This is a genomic window from Mycoplasmopsis agassizii (assembly GCF_002272945.1).
Taxonomy (GTDB): domain Bacteria; phylum Bacillota_I; class Bacilli_A; order Mycoplasmatales; family Metamycoplasmataceae; genus Mycoplasmopsis_B; species Mycoplasmopsis_B agassizii.
In genome coordinates this window covers 86,424-106,598 of sequence record NZ_NQMN01000001.1, presented here as the reverse complement: position 1 = coordinate 106,598, position 20,175 = coordinate 86,424, and the positions used below count along the sequence as shown (strand labels likewise).

Sequence of the window (20,175 nt, the reverse complement as noted above, 5' to 3'; positions counted from 1 at the left end):
TAAAAATTTATTATAATTTGCTCATTTTTTCATGCAAATATTGAACTCTTTTTCTTAGTTCTTTAAAGATATCTTGAGGGTGCTCTTCATCTTGTTTGATTTTATATTCTTCAGCTTTTAATTGAATTTTTTTCTTTGTAATTTCAATTTCAATATTTGCCTCTGATTTATAAATGTTGTCAAGATAATCAAAAAATTCTTCTTCATTTTTTCAGGAATTTTTCCTGTTTGAATCTTGATTAAAATTTAAATATCCAATTTGCTTATAAAGTTCAAAAGCATTTTTTGCGTGTTTTTCAAGCAAGTTTATAATTGCTTGTGAACCTGCAGCATGATATCCTTTTTCAATTATTTGATAAATAAATCTGACTAGTAAATTTAATTGTCTAGGAACAAATTCAAAGTAGTCAAAATTAATATCTTTTCTTTTTTTAATTTCTAAATACTCTTTAAATATTTGCAATAATTTTGTATTTGAAATTAACAATCAAATAATTCTTGAAAATAAACTGTTATCAACTCTTCTTTCTTGAATTAAAATTTTATTAGATATTATAGGTTGATTTTCAGTTGGTAAATAGGCGTTTTTAGTTTCATAATTGTTATTATTTTGAACGTTATTTCTTCGATATGAATTATTATTTATATCTATCGAAATACTGTGATTTGTCTGCAAAAAAGTTTTATAAAATTGAATTGTTTCTCTAGGTGCTAATCCGAGAAATTCTGAAAACTCTTTTTGGAAATTTAAAATATTATTTGAATTATTAAAATGATATTTTCTTCTTAAATGTTTATAAATAAAATCAATTCCAGAAATTCTTTTTTCAATCAAATTTTTGATTAAAAGTGCCCCGTTTTCCGTGTTTACAAGCGTATCTGCATCAATTTTGTCATATCTTAAATTATCATCTTCAACTGTAAAAATTGAGTCATATTTAACATTTGGATTTTGTAATTTATTTTTCCTAAAATAAAAAATAATGCTTACTTTTTTTGAATTTGATAATAAAGTTTTTATTACATTTATGGTTGCATTTACACCTGCTAAATCATTATCTAAAAATAAAATTATCTCTTCATCTTTTATTAATTTTATATGTTCAGATGTTAGGTTGGTTCCCATGATTGCAACAACATTTTTAACACCTATTTTTCATAGTGACAAAACATCCAAATAACCTTCAACAAAAATAACTGACTTTTCAGTTTTAATAAAATTTTTTGCTCTAAAAAAATTAAATAAAACTTGAGACTTTGAAAAAATTAAGTTATCACTACTATTAATATATTTTGGATTTTCATCAATAATTGTTCTTGCACCAAAACCGACTAAATTATTTATTTCATCATGAATTGGAATTACTAATCTTTCACGATATGAATCTAAATAAGTATTTTTAAAATTTTCTTTAATTAATCCAGTAATTAAAAAATATTCTAAATTCTTGGTTTTACTTAAAACATATTTATTTAAATTTCCATCTGCATAACCTAAAGAAAATTCAGTAACTAGATCCTTATCTATTTTTCTTTTTTCTAAAAACGATTTTAAAGCATCATTTTTTAAAATATTATTATGCATTTGTTTATAAAAATATGAAGCAGCAATATTGTTTGCTAATAAAGCACTTTCTTGTTCTTTGGTTAATACTTTTTTAATTTCTTCAGTATTGGAATAAGCATTACCAATATCAATATTAAATTCTTGTGCTAGCATTCTGACTGCTTCAGGAAATGAAACTTCATGCTTTAGCATCACGTAGTTAAAGATACCACCTTTTTTTCCACATGATCAACATGTGAAAATATTGTCAGATGCTTTGATACTAAATGAAGCGTTTTTGTCATCATGAAAAGGGCATAAACCAATATAGGAATTTCCTTTATGTGTTAGGTTTAGATCTTTAGAAATATAATCTGATAAAGATGTAGTTTCATAAATCTTATTTTCTAACTCTTTATAGTTCATTAAGATCTCCTCCTAAAAATATAAAATTACCAAAAAATTAGATGCTAATTTTTTTGATAATTTTTTCTAAAGTTAAACGTTCTTGCTCCATGCTGTCACGTTCTCTCAATGTATATGATAAATCATTTTCTGAATCATAATCAACAGTTAAGCAATATTTTACACCGAGAGCATCATAACGGCGATAGCGCTTACCAATTGAACCTGTTTCATCAAAAACAACTTTTATTTTTTGTTTTTGCAACTCTTTTTTAATTTTCAAAGCTAGTTCTGATTGCTTTTTAACAAGTGGTAAAACTGCTAAATGAATTGGACTTTGCTTAAAAGGGAGTTGAAAATTAATTCTTGTATCAGTTTCAGAAATTACTTCTTCATTAAATGCTTGACATCATAAAGCAAGTAATAAACGATCAAGACCGATTGAAGGTTCAATTACATGGGGGATAAATTTTTTATTGGCATGTGGATCAAGATATTCAAAACTTTCTTTTGAAGCTTCTTGATGTTTTGATAAATCAAAATCACCACGGTGGGCAACTCCCATTAATTCTCCTCAACCTCAAGGAAAATTAAATTCAATATCACTTGTTGCTTTTGAATAGTGAGCAAGCTCTTCATCTGCATGTTTTCTTATTTTTAGATTTTTTTGATCTAATCCTAATGAAATTAAAAAATCGTATGATTTTTTGATGTATTTATCAAAAACCTGCATCGAATTTTCTGGCGAAGTAAAAACTTCTAATTCCATTTGCTCAAATTCACGAGTTCTGAAAACAAAATTTCCAGGAGTTACTTCATTACGAAATGATTTTCCAATTTGACCAATTGCAAGTGGTAAATGTGAACGAGTTGAGCGTTGCACATTTTTAAAATTAATAAAAATACCTTGTGCAGTTTCAGGTCTAAGATAAATTTTATCCTTATTATTTTCAATTACTCCCTGATAAGTTTCAAACATTAAATTGAATTTTCTAATTTCACTTCATTCAACTTTTTTGTTTTCAATTGTCTGAATATTTTCCTTAATAATTTTTTCTAAATCAGTTTCAGTTAATTTAGCAATATTGATATTTGGTAAATATTCTTCAACAAGATGATCTGCACGATAACGTTTTTTACTGATTTTATCTTCGATTAAATAGTCACTAAAATTTGATAAATGACCAGATATTTTTCAAACAAGTGGGTTCATTAAAATTTTAGAATCAATTAAAAAGGCATTGTCATTTTGGTTAATAAAAAAATCTTTTCATGCGCTAGCAACATTATCTTTCATTAATGAACCATAAGGTCCATAATCTCAAGTGTTTGCTAGCCCTCCATAAATTTCACTACCTTGAAAAACAAAGCCAATTGCTTTCAAATGAGCAATTAGCTTTTTCATAAAATCTGGTGAATAAGTCTTCATCAAATACCTCTTTAATTTATTTTATTCTTAAATTTATTTTTTCTTTTTACTTTTAGTTCTTTCTTCAACAACTTCATCAGCTGCTAAAGCTTGGATTTTTGTTTTTTGAATTTCAGCCAATTTTACATCTAGATCACGATAGTCTTTGATGTAAAGGAAATCAGTTTCATTGATATCTAAATATTGTCCGTTAATAATTCTTTCAACAGTTTCTAAAGTTGCGTCTTTACTTACATAAACCCCTGGTCTTTTAGTAAAATTTTCAGCAACGTGAAAATCTTGTGTGAAAAATGCACTTAATTGTAATGCTTTTTTAACAATGATCTGATTAGATAATTCTAGTTCATTAATTCCTAAAATTAAAATCATATCTTCTAATTCACGATAACGTTGTAGCATTGATTTAACTTCAGTTAATAAATGAAAATGTCTTGTCCCAATTTTTTTCTGAGATGTATTGACTGAGTTTGAAGATAAAGCATCAATTGCTGGAAAGTAATTTTCTCCTGCAATACTTCTTGAAAGAACAAGCGTTGCATCTAGGTGAGCAATGATCGCTGCTGAAGCAGGATCGTTGATATCATCCATTGGTAAAAAGACAGTTTGAAAAGATGTAATTGAACCATTTTCATTAGCCTTAATTCTTTCTTCAACTGAAGAAATTTCACTGACTAAAGTTGCTTGATATCCAGCTTCTGAAGGCTTTCTACCTAATGAAAAAGATAACTCGCTTCCTGCTTGTACATATCGATAAATATTATCGATAAAACATAAAACATTTTTTCTTTCAACATCTCTTGCATACTCAATTGCACTTAGTGCAACTGGTACAATTCTTTGTCTAGCACCTGAAGGTTCATTCATTTGTGCAACAAACATGGTGGTCTTATCTAGCAAATTAGATTCTTCTAATTCGATGTATAATTCCTTACCTTCACGAGTTCTTTCACCAGTACCGATAAAGAAACTTTTTAGGTTTTGAGTCTTCTTAGAAATGTTAAAAATAAGTTCTTTTATTAAAACTGTTTTACCTACTCCAGCACCACCGAAAATCCCGATTTTACCGCCCTCAAAGATAGGTAAGAAGAAATCAATAATTTTAATTCCTGTTTCAATAAACTTATTTTCGATGTTAAAATTATCTTTACTTTTTGCCAAAGAATTAATTGAAATTTTTTGAAAATTATCTTCAAAAATTTCGTTTGCATAACTTGAAGCAAGCGAGTCTGCAGAAATTTTATTTTCCACATATTCTAAATCATCACCTAGTTCATCAAACATTTTCATGTGTGGATTTTCTTCTTCATCTTTTACATTAGTAAAAAATTCTTCAGTGTCCACTAATTTTTTTTCTAGGTCAAATTCTTTTGGTTCTTGGTCTAAATAAAATTCACCACTACCAAAAGTTTCATGTGGATTTAAAATATTTCAGTCAATAATTTTGTCACTTTTTTCAGGTTTTTTAGTTTCTACTTTTCTACGTTTTTTGACGTTTAAATTTTCACCAACAACGTTGAAAATATAACCATTAGTTCCAGGTCCTACTGGCACCATAAAACCTTTTTTAGTATTAATAATTACGTCACCAATAGCAACATTTTTATCAATTCAAACTAAAATAGTTCTAACTGTTGAATCATTTAAAATTTGCTCAACTATCATTGCTGTTTTTGAATAAGTTGATTTTAATAAAACACCAATTTCAGGTAAATGCTCAGGCGCAAACTTAACATCAATTACGTCAGATGAAACTGCTACTACTTGTCCGTTCATACAATGTCCTTAATTTTTTGATAATCTTCAGGAATGATAGGTAATGAATTAGCGTTAAAATTAACTTCATAATTATCATCTTTTAGTTTGTCAAATTCAATCATTAAATTGCTAATATAAGCCTTTAATAATTCTTCATCAATTTCTGTTTTGGCTGATGAAACACCTTCCATTAAAGCATTACCTGTGAAAGTATTATATAAAACATAACGGATAAAACGCACTCTTTGACTAGTGTCTGATAAATTTTCTAAAATTTGTCAGTCAATAATATAAGCTAAAATTAAAATAAAAGCTCTTGAATAAGTTACGTATTCTTCCTGTTTTAAAACACCAAATAAGGCTTTACCTTTGGAAATAATTTCTTTAATTGCATCAGAAAAATCATAGTTAGTTCCAGCAAAACGATTGTTATGTTGATAGTGAGTGTAAATTCTTAAAATCTTACTACTGATTTTTGCAAGTACTTTTGATTGCACTTTGCTTCCTGTACGAGAAACTGAACGATTAATATCAACTGCAGGCATAATTCCTGATGCTTGCATGTCACTATTTAAAACAATTTGTCCATCAACAATTGAAATTACATTTGTTGATAATAATGATGTGACATCATTATTTAAAATTTTGACAATCGGCAATGCCGTAATTGTCCCAGGAGTTTTAAATTTACCTGCCCTTTCTAATAAAGATGAGTGACTATAAAATAAGTCACCTGGAAAAGCTTCTTTTCCAACAGGTTTATTAATTAATAAAGCTGCTTCTCTTAAAAAATTAGCATGAGAAGTTAAATCATCAAAAATAATTAAAACATCTTTACCAGTTGCCCTAATATTTTCAGCATGTGTCATTGCTACATAAGGCAATAAATATTGCTCATAAGAATTATCGCTAGGTGCATATAAAATAATTACTTTGCGCATCATATTATTTTTTGCCAAAGTATTATAAATAGTTTTTAAATCGGTTAACTTAGTTCCAATTGCTACATAAATAACTCTGATGTCGTTATCTTTTTGATTCAAAATAGTTGTTAAAGCTAAAGATGTTTTGCCACTTTTAGCATCACCGATAATTACTTCACGCTGTCCTAATCCGATTGGAATTAAAACATCGATTGCAAAAATACCTGTTTCAAGAGGTTGATCAAGAGGTTCTCGTTCCATCATGTTGGAAGCAATATTAAAAATAGTTGATGAAGCAGGGTAAAAATATTTATCTCTTTCAGGATCACTGCGACGACTTGTGTAAATTGTTTTACCTCTAATATCGATAATTTTATGGTAAAAACCACGACTGGTTTTTACTTGAAATTCACTCAAGTGAAGTTCAACGCTGTCGCCTGCTTTAACTTTTTCAATACCGTTTTTATCAACTAGTAAAAAGGCTTCATCTTCATCAGCACGAATTAACATACCTTCAACTTTTTCTTCACCTAGGTGAAAAATTTGTCCATAACTGTATTTAAATTCACCACCGATTTTAACGATGTAGTCTTTAATAGATTTAATTTTTAATTTCATTTCTTACGTTCTCTTTCTATAAAATTCCTGCAATTAAAAGTGCTAGAATAACAATTCCTGCTGCAGAAAAAGTTGCAATTGCATAAGCAAAAGTACGAACTGTATTACGGTTTAATTTCATTTTTAAACCTTTTGTAATACGCCCTCTAAATGCCACAATTAAAGCCAAAGCAGAAATTGCGCCAAGCACACCAATTCCTACATAACGGCTCACTGAAACTGCATAGTCAGCGACTTTTTTAAAGTTACTTGTATTTATGTTTGCAATTGTTTCTAATAATTTTAAGGCTTGCTGTGCATCAATATCTCCGTTACTTCATAGAGCTGCAACAGGTAAAGCATTGTCAACAAATTCTTTTAATTTATTACCTTCTAAAGTTGAAGTTAAGGAGTCAATGACTTTAGCTTCTGATTCACTTAAATTTTCAAATAATGATGAAGCAGAAGAAGGATCAATTCCTGCTTCAACTAATTTTTCAACCATTTCTTTTTTAGCAAATTCAAAAGCATTTTTAGTTGATTCTTGAATTGCTGCTGCTGAATTATTTGCACTATAAAGTTGCATTAAATTTGAAATATATGTTGTTCTAAAATCTAGTAAAACTGAATTTTTATGTTCAGCTTTTATGTCATTAACTGTTGCAATATTTGACTTTGCAAAAGTTTGTGCAACACTAATTTTATAAGTTAACTCAATTTCACTTTTATGTTCACTTAATTGTTTTGCAAATAGCTCTCCATATGAAGATCTCATAGTGCTATGTGCTTCATTTTGAGTTGCTCTAAAGTAATTTAAATCTTCATCTTTTAAATTATTTATATCTAAAGTATTTTTCTCAACAACTGGATTTTCTAATTTAGGTTCACTTGGATCTTGAGGTGTATTTGAAGTTTGATGTTGGTCAAAAAAAGCTTTTTTTGAAAATGGTTCACTAGTGATTTGATAAGTTCTTTTATATGTTTCATCATCTGTTAAATTAACAGTTACAGAATGCACAAAATAAACTTTATCATCATCTTCTGTAGTACTTATTAAATCAACTTTTTCTAAAGTATAATCATATCTTTCATCAGTGTTTTTAATTTCAAAATACTTAGTTGCATTATCGCTGTTTAGCTCGGTAAAACCAGTAAATTTAGCATCTTCTTTAATGGTCGGTAATAACTCTGGAGCCTTTTTTAGTAAGACTGTTTTATAGTCTAAATTATTTAAATAAAAAGTAATTATTGAAGGATTAAAATTGTCTATATTAGTTAATTTTTCAAATTTAATTTGAACAGTATTTTTACTAATTTTATAGTCATTATTTTTTGCAAATTCTTCATCAGTATTTAATTTAATTTCTTTAATTGTAATTCCTAAATCAACTATTACTTGTTGCACATCTGGCATTAAAGTTATGTCAGATTCTTTAACCTGATCATAGGTCAAAGATGAACCTGAATTTGTTAATGTATAAAAAACATCTTCAGTTGAATTATCTTTTGTAAAAAAATTTTTAATGATATATTCAATTGTTTGCTGAGCTGTTAAAACTCTATTGCTAACATTACTTAAGGTTAATTTAAAATTTTCTTTAACATAGTTTCCTAATGTCAATTTATTGTACATTACAAGTAATAAATCTTCATTAGCACCTTCTTTTCTTAACTCAACTTTATAGTCAGTTGTTTCCAGTTTTAAATCATATTTATCATTAACTCGAACAGCTTGTTTTATAATTCCAAACATTAAATCTTTACTATAAAAATGTCAATCAAAAAAAGTTCTGACACCATCTTTAATTGTTGCATATTTAAGTTTTGGAAAATCATAACCAAAGTATTTATTTAAATTACTGTCTGAAGTTACTTCCTCAACTTTTGCTTTATCTTTTTGATATTGATCATTTAATAATTTAAGAATATTAGCGTAAATAGTTTTAAAATCTAAGAACTCAAAAGCTAAAGTATTTTCACTACTGATAGTTGTCATTTCTGTAATAACCTTGTCATAATCAGACTGAGTTAAAATTGCACTGTAACCTGTTTTATTACTTCATTGAAAATCTGATAAATCAGTTGTTGAATTTGCAAATGATTTAAAGTTTTTATATATCTCTGCATAATCAGGATTTTCAACTGATAATGGTGTAATTAATTTATCTTCTAAATTTTTAAAAACCACTAGAAATTGAGTTTCAATTTCTTCACTAGTCATTGTGTTTAAAACAGTTTCTAATTTAGTTGCTTCAGTTATTTGATAAAGTGTTTTATCAAAATTATCTGCTGCAATTAAGGTTGTTAAAGATGCCATTAATTTATCTTTAAAACTTTTATAGTGGGCTGAATCTTCTTGACTTAAATTATAAAGTAAATAAGTAAAGTTTCATTCTGCTGTTTGCTCTTTACTTGTTGGAAAACTTGATTTGATTGATTCATATCTAGTTTTTAAAGCAGCATTTAAATGAGATAAAAACTTGTTAACTTTTTGTTCTAATGATAGACCTGTATAATCTAAATCACGTTTAGAACTTTCGGTAGATGTATTTTCAGAAGAGTTGCCTTGACTTCCTTCTTGGTTTGAACCTGATGCATCACCTGTTGAATCATTTGGGTCATTTTGTTCTCCTGAACCAGTATTGCTTGAATCATTAGTATCAGTGCCATCACCTGCAGAAGTTGTACCATCATCAATTTTATCTGGACTTTCAGGTGCACCAGATTCAACTGGCTGACTAGGGGCTGTTTCTTCAGGTGGAGTTGTTTCTGAATCACCACCAGTTGTAGAACTAGAACCTGTATTTCCTTCTTCAGGCGTTGTATTTTCACCGTTTGAAGCACTAGAAGATGAATCTGAGTCTCCATTATTATTTTCACCAGTTCCTGAACCTTCGCCTTCACCACCTCCTTCTTTTGGATCGCTAGTATCGCCACCATCTTCTGAAACTTCTTGGAAATTTTTTGAAGTAGTTTGATTAAGATTTGCAGAAACAGCAACAACAGATACTGCTGAAACTAGAGTTGTTGCAGATAAAAACAATAATCCTATTTTTTTACTCTTTTTCATTTTTCTTCTCCATTGTTAGGTTGTGATTTTTCATTAGTGAATAATGAAGGCTATTACGGCGTGATTCAGCAGCTTCAATTATTTCTCTAGTCGTTAGACCTATTTCTTCTTGCGATGAATATGCAAGTTCAATTTTTTTGGTCTTTCGATAGATTTCATTTAAAACACTTTTTGAATAATAATTACCGTTTGAATTATTTGCAATCGGAAATAACCTAGTTGCTTTTCTAAAGAAATAAATTAAAAATTCATCATCATTATATTCAACAAAAACTTCATCGATAATTAAATATTTTAAGTTTTCTTCTCACGGTGTTTCACTAATTTTTAATAACATAGTTGGCGCAGTCAAAACACCCTTACCACCTGAAAAAGCTAATGACTGAACATTAAGACTTGTTTGTCATCATAAGTAATACGGTTTTGAAAAATCAATGTCTATATTTGCCTTATTTCATTGCTTAATATTTTTAAATTTGATCATCACTTTTTTGGGTAAAGTAATATGATTTTTTAAAAAAGGAAACCTACTCAATTTACGGCTAAATGAGTAACTTATTTTTGGAAAATTAATTTTCAAAAATTTCATAATTTCCTCTTTCTTAATTTAATAAAATTTTAATTATTGAGTGGTGATGATAATATCATCCGTTGCAACTTTTCGTTTTTCTTTTAAGATATCATTTGCCAGTTTTTCAATTTTCTTTTCAACCGATTCTATCAAAGATTTGATACGAGAAATTTTTTGTTTTAAGGAATAAAAACTAGCTTCTGTAATTGCTGCTGCGATTGTGTAATCTAAATAAATTAAATTTAAATTATCAATAAAACTTGAAAGGTTTGGATGGATTGAATAATTTTTAATATCAATAGTTTCGGGTGATTTTGCAACGCTTAATTTATTCTGCTCAACAGGCAAAATAATTAACCTATTATTTTCAATTTTATTAGATGGGAAAATCATTTCCACACGGTTAATTACTTTTGAAATATACAGTTCATAAATTAAAGTTTTAATTCTTGAAACATATGAAACATCAATTCTTTCATATTCATCATAAACTGGAATTTTTGCTTTTTTAGATCACTCACAAGCATAATCTCCCATTGTAATTAATAGGTCATTTTTTGTAATTGTACTTAAAATTAAATTGTCTGTATTATGAAAACCAATTGATGAATATTTTGCTTTTTCAGCAATATAAATAATTAATTTTTTTTGTTGCTCGGGTTTTTCATTTTTATTTAAGTTCTCAAAAAAAGATGACTTAATATTATATTCTCGATTAATTGATCAATAGATTTCTTTTAACCTAGCAGCTTCAGCAAGTTGGTTTTGAAGATTATCGCTAAGCACCTGATATTGCCCTAAAATCTGCAGAAAATTTAAATTAACAAGACTTCTGATGTTTTGATAATTTTTCATTCTTTTTGCTAATTGACTATATGTTTGCATGAATGAATTTTTCTCCAAATAAAGTAATTTTTTTATTGTCTGCTCTTTTTAAAATTACGAATTCATCATTAAAAAAGAATAGTGCATTTTTTTCATCTATTAATAAATTAATATAGTCACAAATAGTTTTAAAAACAAGAATTTCTTCTCTTGTTCCTTCATTAGATAAATTCAAAATGTATGTACTTGAATCGATATTTTCTAAATCAACAATTTCTGGTATATAAATTTCTTTACTCTCTTTTCAAGATAAAACTCAATCACCAAAAATAATTGGAACACGGTTTTCGATTGCTTTATCTATCTTTGCTTTTACACTATCAAAAGCAGGATCAGATAATTTAAAATGTGTCTTAAAATAAACAGGAATTTTTAAATTATTTATGGTAGTTAAAAAATTCATTTTATTAGAAATTACATCATTAAATTGTTCAATTTTTTTGCCATGTATTTGTGAAATTTCATTAACTATTTTTCTTCTTTTTCGATTTGAAAAACGACCCTTATTTTTTGAATTATAGTTGCCATCATTATCATCGCTAGCAGTAAAAAAATCAGAAATTTTTGTAAGTATTTTTTTAAACATTTTACACCTGTCCTTTAGCTAAAACTTTGTTTTTGTCTTTGCCATTAGTTTTAATTCTATTCTTCTTATTTTTGTTTTCATTTGCTAAAACATCTTGTTTTAATTTTTCAATATAATTTAAATTATTTGCGTAAACTTTGCTTTTCATTAAACCAATACTTACGAATAATTTAATCAAAATTATTAAGAAAGATATTGATGCAAAAACAGCTAATAAAATATAAATTAAGACTCAAATATTTAATGTATTAAAGATGAAATTTGCAATTACTCCAACAATTGTTGAAGCCGAAATATCTGATGTACTAATTGCCTGATCAATTGAAGCAAAAAACGGTAGAATAGCTAAAACAGAAGTAAATAAACCTAAGGTAAAATTGAACATAAAATAGAATCATCTATTTGCTCTACCTTGTCTTACAAGTTGTCTTTTGGCAAACAATGCAAATAGTAATAAAGGTAAAATAATTACTGATGACATGAAAATATTAATACCACTAAAAGCAGTTGCTCAACCATAAATACTATTAAAAATTAAGTTGATATTAGCAATCATAAAAACTATAAATGAGATAGTTATGAAAGTAAATAAAGATGAAAATCTGGTTCTACGATTTGAAAAAAAGAAGACTGTAAATAAAACTGAACAAGATAAGGAGATCCCTAAAAAGATATAGTTATTTGTATTTATATTTTCAGCAAATCCTGCTCTTTGATCAAATTTAATTGCAAAGTTAATTGTGGATGCAAAGAAATATAAAATTGTGTAAGCAAATCCTAAACTGGCACTTGCACTAGTTGTTTGGTGAATAGTTACTTTTTGAATTAAGGTATAAACTGCTGGAATTAATAAAATTACTAAGACAATTAATAAAAAGATAATTCTAATGATTGAAGTAGTAATTGCTGCTTGAGTAATTGTTCCAACAGGAATAAATCAAAGCACAAAGTTAGCAACTCTTCTGACAAATGTGGCAGTGTCACCAATAGTTGATAAAACAAAAATACCTAAATAAACTATTGCTAAAAAAGTAGAAACGATTTTACTTTTTCAATATTTTCTTTTTCCAGGATCAACTTCAAGTAGTTTCTTATAAGAATAAATTGTGTGAGCAAATTCGATTATAAATAAAAGCAATAAAGGATATTTAACTCAATGAATTGATAAGAACTTCAAAATTGTGATGGCAACATCACCTTCAATTTGCGTATTGTTATTGAACTGCACAGTTGTTGCTTGAACTTGACTAAGACCTGATTCATTTAATCAAGGAACGATTAAAGGAATAACATAAACTGCTGAACCAAAAAAGATGTAAACTAAAAACCAGAGAATATAACTTTCAAAACGGCGATGCTCTGAAAAAATTCTGCGATTTGCTGTATAAGTTGCATACATTAAAAAAGAAAAAGCTAAACTAGTGTTTAAAATTGCTGCAACGTTTGTTCAAATTGATTGCATTGCGCCTTCACTAGTTTCGCCACCAATATTTAGGTTTCCTAAGATGTTACTTACACCGTTACTGATGACAAAAAAACTGACAAATATAAAAATTGCCAAAAAGCCATAAGTTAGATAGCGAAAAATGTTCTGCCATTTATACAAATTTGCAGAATTAATTGCTTTAATGTCCACTTTTTGCAGAAAAATCGAGTTTTTGCCGTCTCGAATGTCGTCTCATCTTGCCATATATCTCTTATTTATAAACTATTAATAACGAAAATGGGTAAATTAAATAATTTATATATTAATTTTATCAAATTCATTAATGTCGTGTTAATTATCGTAGAAATGAGAATTTTTTATATAAACAAATTTTTCAGTAATATTAACGACATGATCAAGGATTCTTTCAATATTTTTAAAAGCAATAATGATGTTGTAGAAATTATCAAATTTTTTGTCATCAATGATTGAATGTAAAGTTTTCTTGATTACTAAATAATACTGCTTTTCAAAGTCTTTTTGCTTTAAAATTGCAAATTCATTTGCTTGCTTAGCGCTCTTATCTTTAAGAATTTGCAAAATTTCAATAAAATAAGATAAGGCTAATCTTTCAATTTCAAACAGCATTTTTAAATGCTGTTTATCAGGTTCAGATCTTTTAATTAAGTTAATAACGTTGATTGCATAATCGCAAATTCTTTCTAAATCAGAAGAAGAAGTAATAGTTGTAATTAAATATCTTAAATGATTAGCTTGGGGCTGGTCTTTTTGAATGATTCAAACAGTTTCTGACAAGATATCTGCTTCTAAAGTGTTTGAGCGCTTTTCCAGTTCAACAATTCTTGCATAAGAAAGATTGAACTCTTTTTGCTTATCTTGCACTAAATAATTAATGGCGTGTAAAAGCTCCTTATGAATATTTATTGCTAATTCATAATAACCATGAAATATTTTGCGTAGTTTTTTTTCTGAATCTACTAGACTTTCGTAATTCATCTTAACCTATCTTTCCGTTGATATAATCTTTTGTTTCTTTATGTTTTGGGTTTGTAAAAATATCTTTAGTGCTACCTTTTTCAATTAAGTGGCCTTGATAAAAGTAAAAAGTTTCATCGCTAATGCGTTGTGCTTGTGCCATTGAGTGAGTAACGATAATGATTGTAAAATCATTTTTTAACTTATTAATTAGTTGTTCAATTTTAGCAGTCGCAATCGGATCAAGCGCAGAAGTAGGCTCATCCATTAATAAAACCTCTGGTTTTAAAGCAATTGCCCTAGCAATTGATAAACGTTGTTGTTGTCCTCCACTTAATGAACTAGCTTTTTTATCCAAAGTCGTTTTAACCTCATCTCAAAGGGCTGCACTTTCTAGTGAAGTCTGCACAATTTTATCAAGTACTTTTTTATCTCTAATACCATGAATTTTTAGGGCAAAAGCAACATTTTCATAAATTGACAAGTTAAAAACTGTCGGCTTTTGAAAAACCATCCCCACTTTTGTCCTTAATTCAATGTTTGTTAGTGATTTACTACGAATGTTTTTACCATCAAAATAAATGTCCCCTTCAGAACGAGCATCTGGTGTAAAATCATTCATTAAGTTAAAAGCACGAATAAAAGTACTTTTTCCTGAACCTGAAGGACCAATAAAAGCAGTTACTTTATTTTTCTTGATATCGACATTTAAATCGTGAATTGCTTTTTTATTTCCATAATAAATACTGAAATCACGAACTTCAAAAACATGATTTTGTTTATCAAAATCTTGTTTTACATCGACTACTTTAACTGGTTTTTTACTTTTAATAATATTAGATAGTTGCTTGAGCATGGCTTACCTTCCTTTTTTGAAACAGTTTCTTAATTTTATCTTTATGTTGAAATGATAGGGGAATTATTAACTGAGAAATTAAGACAAAGACTAAAATTAATAAAATCGCCATAAATGATGCTTCATACATAATATCTTGAGCATTAGATGCAGGATTAAATAACTGAGCAAAAATTCTTGTTGTTAAACTTTGACCTGGCAGTAAAAAGTTAAAACGATTTGAACTAGTTAATCCTGCAGTTAAAAATAAAGGTGCTGTTTCTGACATAATACGGCTAATTGCTAAAATTATTGCCGTGATGATTCCTTGCAAGGCAAGTGGTAAGACAATTTTAAAAATTGTACTTACTTTTGAAACACCTAGAGCATAAGCGTTAATTCTAACATCATTGGGCACACTTGAAAGTGACTGCTCAATTGTTCTGATAAAGGTTGGAATGATAACAATTACAATTGTTAAAATTCCTGCAAGTAGTGAGTTAGAATTAGGTCCTCCTGCTGCTAGACCTAAAGTTTGTAAAAAGAAGGTAACTCCAAAGATTGCAAATAAAATTGATGGAGTTGAACCAAGGGCATCAACAAAAAACATGACAATGTTTCTAAATTTAGGACTTTTGGTATATTCAACTAAAAAAATTGCCGCAAATAAAGTGAATGGAAAAGCAATTAAAATTCCTATTACAACAATCACGATTGTGTTGACTATTGCCCTGCCTGTGCTATCTAAATCAAATGATGTAATCGTTTGGGTCGGCAATGAAATTGCTTGTCCACCTCTTACTAATATGAAAATCAAAATTCATCCTATGAACAAAATTACAAAAGAAAAAGCAATAAATTCAGTTGCTATTTTAGTTCACTTATTTATTAGAAAAAGTTTTTTTCGATTAAATCTTTGGTGAATAAATTTTGAAGGATTAGTGTCGTTTTCTAAAGTTAATTTTTCTGAGTTTTTAAAAAATACATACTCAAAAAACATAATTAAATGTTCAGGTATATAACTTAAAATTTTAATCACTTTAGTTTCAATTTTTCTTAGAAATTGATACTTACTTTTCATGTTTTTGTTTTGTATAAAAAATACAAATAAATTCAAGATGATGACAAATACTAATAATAAAATTCCAAATGCATTTAATAAACTTCGAGTTGCCATAGTTGCATTTTCACCAAAATAGTTAAATGAAATTACAGCTCCTAAAGTTTTTAAACTTGTAACAAAAATATTTTGACCAGAACTAAAAACAGCATTAAAATTTTGAGATACTAAAATAAAATTTAATGCCATTGTTTCACCAATTGATCTCCCCATCGCAATGATGACTGCAACAATTATTGCCTTACGAGATTCTTTTAAAACAATTTTATAGATGCTTTGATTTTTAGTCGAACCTAATGCAAAAGGATTTAAATATAATTCTTTTGGAACTGCATCTAAGGCGTTATAAACTAATAAAACGATGGTTGGTAAAACCATAAATGAAAGCATTATAATTGCATTTAAAACACTAAAAGTTAAAGATGTATTTAATAATAAAGTTAAAAATTCTCCAAGTGAAGAAGTAGCAAATAAACCAAATACAACCGAAGGAATTGCCGATAATAAATTTACTATAATTAGCAGTGGTTTTACATATCTTTTATTTAATCTAAATTTTAAAAAGATGGCTGATTTTATACCTAATGGAGTCGCTATTAATAAGGATCCAAAAGTCACTAAAATTGTAATAGATAAAGGTAATCAAATTGATGCTTGAGAAGTACTTGGTGTAGCACTTAAATTAAATGAATCTGAAAAAATAGTTGAACCATATTCTCTTCATCCATCAATTGATCTTATAAAAATAAATAGTACTAAAACTATAAAAATAAGAATGACTAAAAGAGTCAAAATCTGCGAGAAAATTGAAAATGATTTATCTTTAATTATTCTGTTTTTTGTCCTGTGATTTTGCATCTAAAACGCCCCAAAACTGCCGTTTTCAGCATCAATTTCATAATCTGCAGACTCTCAAAAAATTTGTCTGTATTGATCATATAATTGTTCAATTGTTAAACCTTCCAAATTAATATTTGATGAATTTTTAAACATCGTAATTTTTTCTTCTAAAGACAATTCAACAACTCCTAATTCATTAAAAACATTATTAACTAATTCTTTATTTTGAGAATTAAATACACCATTAAAAACTACATAATCAATAAAATTTTTAGTTCCTTCTGATGCATGTTTCAAACTTACCATTGTATTAAAAGGACGAACTCATTTATAAGTTCCTTTTTCAATATTTTCTAGCGTAGCAGAAACCGTATTATTATTAATTTCTGATTTAGAATTTTGGAAGTAATTTATTAAAGTAAATCCATCATTTTTTATTTGTTCTAAATTATTTAAAACATATCCTGCTGATAAATAAATAACACTTCCATCTGCATTTCCCTCAATTTTAAAACGGTTATATGCCTCAGCATTTGCTTCTGCAGTGATCTTAGTTTTTAATCCGTAATCACCACTAGTTAAAATAGTTTTAATTGATGAAGAAAGCGATTCCTTTGGTTTGATATTTGAATCTTTTAAAAATGCTTCAGCAGTTCCACTTGAATTTGCACCACCACTTCTAGCAAAAGGTATTAAATTAATATTGTTTAATAAGTCTAAATTTTGTTGATCATCTTTATTATAAAAGTTACTTAATTTAATATCTTCATTACCCGCAAAAGCAGTATATAAATTATTTATATTATCTTTATTAATTGAAAAATCATCAGCATTTAAATTGCTAGGTAGTTTCATTAATAAAACAATACCATCTTTCCCTAAGGTAATAGTTTTAATTCTATTTTCTTTTCAGTGACTTTCTAAAGATGTGCCTCTAACAGCTGAAGTAGGGCTTTTTGAAGCATTACCTAATGTTGTTCCATTTTCAGCAATTAATGCAATTCCTAAACCAGAACCACCTGCTTGAATATTGATTTCTGTTTCCTTATCATAATTTTGATAAGCACGTCTTAAAGCTGCCATGAATGGCAGAACAGAGGAAGAACCTTTAGCATCAATTACATTTTGAGGAATACATGAAACAGCTAAAATTGTTAATGAAAATAGTGCTACTGGAGTAAGCATAAAAAGTAATTTCAATTTGTTTTTTTTCATTTGCACCTTGAAACTTTATCAAACAAATGATATATTAAAAACAATTATTTTAATAATTTAATCTAAATATTTTAAACTCGTTTTTTATGCCAAATAAGTTCCCTTATAAATCATCAATTTTCAAAAATCGATATTGCAAGCCATCAGTTAAAAATAAAATCAGATAAATTTCAATAAAATAATTTATAATGAATAAATTATGTCAATGTTAAATTTTTTAGGTAATAGAATACAAAAAAGTATGTCAAAAATGGGTTCAAAAACAACCCTTAATGAATCAGATATCGCTGAAGTAACTAGAGATATTCGAGTTGCTTTATTAGAGGCCGATGTTAATTTAAAAGTTGTCAGAAACTTTGTCAATAATGTCAAGGAAAAAGTTTTACAAGAAGAAATTATTGGAAAATTAAACCCTTCACAAATGATGATTAAAATCGTGAAAGATGAATTAGTTAGAGTTTTAGGTTCAAAAGCAAGCGAAATTAAAATCGAAAGCAGACCTTTTAAAATCATGATGGTAGGTCTACAAGGTTCTGGAAAGACTACTTCTACTGCAAAATTAGCTTTTCATTTGCGTAAGAAAAAAGAAATTGAAAAACCTTTACTAATTGCAGCCGATATTTATCGACCAGCTGCTGTTGAGCAACTTAAAATCTTAGGAAAACAGATTCAAATCGATACTTTTGATAAAGGAGTCGATTTTAAACCTGAAGAAATTACTAAAGAAGCACTTGATGTTGCTTATGAAAATAAAAACGACCTATTAATTTTAGATACAGCAGGTCGTTTATCGATTAATGAAGAATTAATGGTCGAGTTAGAAAATTTGAAGAAAATTTTTAAACCTGATGAAATTTTATATGTGCTTGATTCACTTAGTGGGCAAGAAATCTTAAATGTTATTAGCACTTTTCATGAGCGTTTAAAATTAACAGGTGTAATTATTACTAAGTTAGATTCAGATGCACGTGGTGGAGCAGCTTTAAGTATTAAAGAAATGCTAAACATTCCTATTAAATATATTGGTACTGGTGAAAAAACATCAAATCTTGATGTTTTCCATCCTGATAGAATGGCTGATCGTATTTTAGGTATGGGTGATGTTTTAACCTTGATTGAAAAAGCTGAAGAAGTTATCGATGAAAAAGAAGCCAAAAAAATGGTTAATAAAATGTTTAGTGGTAACTTTACATTAGATGATTTGATGCAAAACCTTAACCAAGTTAAAAAACTAGGAAAAATGAGTAAGTTAATCAAAATGATTCCAGGTTTAGCAGGCAAAATCAGCGAAGAGCAAATTAGTGAAGCTGAAGAAAAAATTAAACTATTTGAAATCTTAATTTCTTCAATGACATTAGAAGAGCGTAAAAAACCTAGGCTTTTAAAAAATGCTTCTCGTAAGCAAAGAATCATGCAAGGTTCAGGTAAAAGTGCACAAGAATATAATCGCTTAATTATCGAGTTCGATCGCATGTCAAAACAGATGAAATTGATGGCTGATAAGGCACGAAACGGAAAAAACTTAATAAATTTTTAAAAACAACTTTTTACTACCCCTTTAGGGGTAGTATTTTTTTAAAAAATTTTTTCCTTTTGGGGTCAAAAATTTTATTGCTAGAGTGAAAGGAGGACGCATGATTGTAACACAAGCATTAGCCAGAGGTGACCTTAAGTTATTTGGCGATCATATTAAAACAACTGTTAACGCTGTTTTAGGTGCTTTTAGTGGTGCTATAGCAATTGCTTTGATTGTCTTGGTAATATTTTACTTTGTTAAATTAGCAGCCAATGCTAATAACGTTGAAAGACGTGCAAGATACATGAATAGCATTAAATGAGTTGGAATTAGCTTTGTCGCTGTTTTAATCATCTGAGGAGTTAGTTCAATTGCAATTAACTTAATGGAAGCTAAATTAACAACTACACCATCTACAAGTAGCTTTATTCAAACATTATATATTCCGAAACTGAGGTAA

Annotated in this window: 15 protein-coding genes; 2 read left to right on the top strand and 13 right to left on the bottom strand. The window is 27.9% G+C overall.

Translation table 4 applies throughout. From position 1 onward, the window contains the following. Nucleotides 1-10 precede the first annotated feature (10 nt). From dnaG to CJF60_RS00340, 13 genes are all read right to left on the bottom strand, one after another. Entirely contained in the window at nt 11-1,972 is a 1,962-nt protein-coding gene (dnaG, locus tag CJF60_RS00400; protein WP_084232083.1) for a DNA primase, read from the bottom strand. A 37-nt stretch (nt 1,973-2,009) separates the two neighbouring features. Beyond that, complete coding sequence (locus tag CJF60_RS00395) at nt 2,010-3,356, bottom strand: glycine--tRNA ligase (RefSeq protein WP_084232135.1); 1,347 nt, start codon at nt 3,354-3,356, stop codon at nt 2,010-2,012. 57 nt (nt 3,357-3,413) lie between these two features. Then, nucleotides 3,414-5,153: an ATP synthase beta subunit C-terminal domain-containing protein gene (locus tag CJF60_RS00390; RefSeq protein ID WP_084232082.1), complete on the bottom strand. Its 1,740-nt coding sequence runs from the start codon at nt 5,151-5,153 to the stop codon at nt 3,414-3,416. Further along, nucleotides 5,138-6,676 carry an MSC_0619 family F1-like ATPase alpha subunit gene (locus tag CJF60_RS00385; RefSeq protein WP_084232081.1) on the bottom strand — a complete coding sequence of 513 codons (1,539 nt, stop codon included), beginning with the start codon at nt 6,674-6,676 and terminating at the stop codon, nt 5,138-5,140. The genes CJF60_RS00390 and CJF60_RS00385 overlap by 16 nt, the downstream gene beginning before the upstream one ends. A gap of 16 nt (nt 6,677-6,692) precedes the next feature. Further along, nucleotides 6,693-9,725 (bottom strand): hypothetical protein, encoded by a 3,033-nt coding sequence (locus CJF60_RS00380; protein ID WP_084232080.1) that lies wholly within the window; start codon nt 9,723-9,725, stop codon nt 6,693-6,695. Then, entirely contained in the window at nt 9,712-10,209 is a 498-nt protein-coding gene (locus CJF60_RS00375; RefSeq protein ID WP_159444197.1) for a hypothetical protein, read from the bottom strand. The genes CJF60_RS00380 and CJF60_RS00375 overlap by 14 nt, the downstream gene beginning before the upstream one ends. A 138-nt stretch (nt 10,210-10,347) precedes the next feature. Then, the gene (locus CJF60_RS00370; RefSeq protein WP_084232078.1) at nt 10,348-11,181 is read right to left on the bottom strand and encodes an MSC_0622 family F1-like ATPase gamma subunit; all 834 of its coding nucleotides are present in this window, start codon (nt 11,179-11,181) and stop codon (nt 10,348-10,350) included. Continuing rightward, nucleotides 11,168-11,767 (bottom strand): MSC_0623 family F1-like ATPase-associated protein, encoded by a 600-nt coding sequence (locus CJF60_RS00365; RefSeq protein WP_084232077.1) that lies wholly within the window; start codon nt 11,765-11,767, stop codon nt 11,168-11,170. The genes CJF60_RS00370 and CJF60_RS00365 overlap by 14 nt, the downstream gene beginning before the upstream one ends. A 1-nt stretch (nt 11,768) precedes the next feature. Further along, on the bottom strand, nt 11,769-13,457 hold the full coding sequence (locus tag CJF60_RS00360) for a hypothetical protein (protein ID WP_084232076.1): 1,689 nt from the start codon (nt 13,455-13,457) through the stop codon (nt 11,769-11,771). Nucleotides 13,458-13,544: 87 nt separating this feature from the next. Then, nucleotides 13,545-14,210: a phosphate signaling complex protein PhoU gene (gene phoU, locus CJF60_RS00355; RefSeq protein WP_084232075.1), complete on the bottom strand. Its 666-nt coding sequence runs from the start codon at nt 14,208-14,210 to the stop codon at nt 13,545-13,547. A 1-nt stretch (nt 14,211) separates the two neighbouring features. Further along, the gene (gene pstB, locus CJF60_RS00350) at nt 14,212-15,045 is read right to left on the bottom strand and encodes a phosphate ABC transporter ATP-binding protein PstB (RefSeq protein WP_084232074.1); all 834 of its coding nucleotides are present in this window, start codon (nt 15,043-15,045) and stop codon (nt 14,212-14,214) included. Then, entirely contained in the window at nt 15,026-17,002 is a 1,977-nt protein-coding gene (gene pstA / locus CJF60_RS00345) for a phosphate ABC transporter permease PstA (RefSeq protein ID WP_084232073.1), read from the bottom strand. The genes pstB and pstA overlap by 20 nt, the downstream gene beginning before the upstream one ends. Beyond that, nucleotides 17,003-18,199, bottom strand: coding sequence for a substrate-binding domain-containing protein (locus CJF60_RS00340; RefSeq protein ID WP_084232072.1), 1,197 nt, complete (start codon nt 18,197-18,199; stop codon nt 17,003-17,005). Between the two features lie 205 nt (nt 18,200-18,404). Here CJF60_RS00340 and ffh point away from each other — a divergent pair, with 205 nt between their 5' ends. After that, nucleotides 18,405-19,736, top strand: coding sequence for a signal recognition particle protein (gene ffh, locus CJF60_RS00335; RefSeq protein ID WP_084232134.1), 1,332 nt, complete (start codon nt 18,405-18,407; stop codon nt 19,734-19,736). A gap of 97 nt (nt 19,737-19,833) precedes the next feature. After that, nucleotides 19,834-20,175 (top strand): Mbov_0395 family pilin-like conjugal transfer protein, encoded by a 342-nt coding sequence (locus CJF60_RS00330; RefSeq protein ID WP_084232071.1) that lies wholly within the window; start codon nt 19,834-19,836, stop codon nt 20,173-20,175.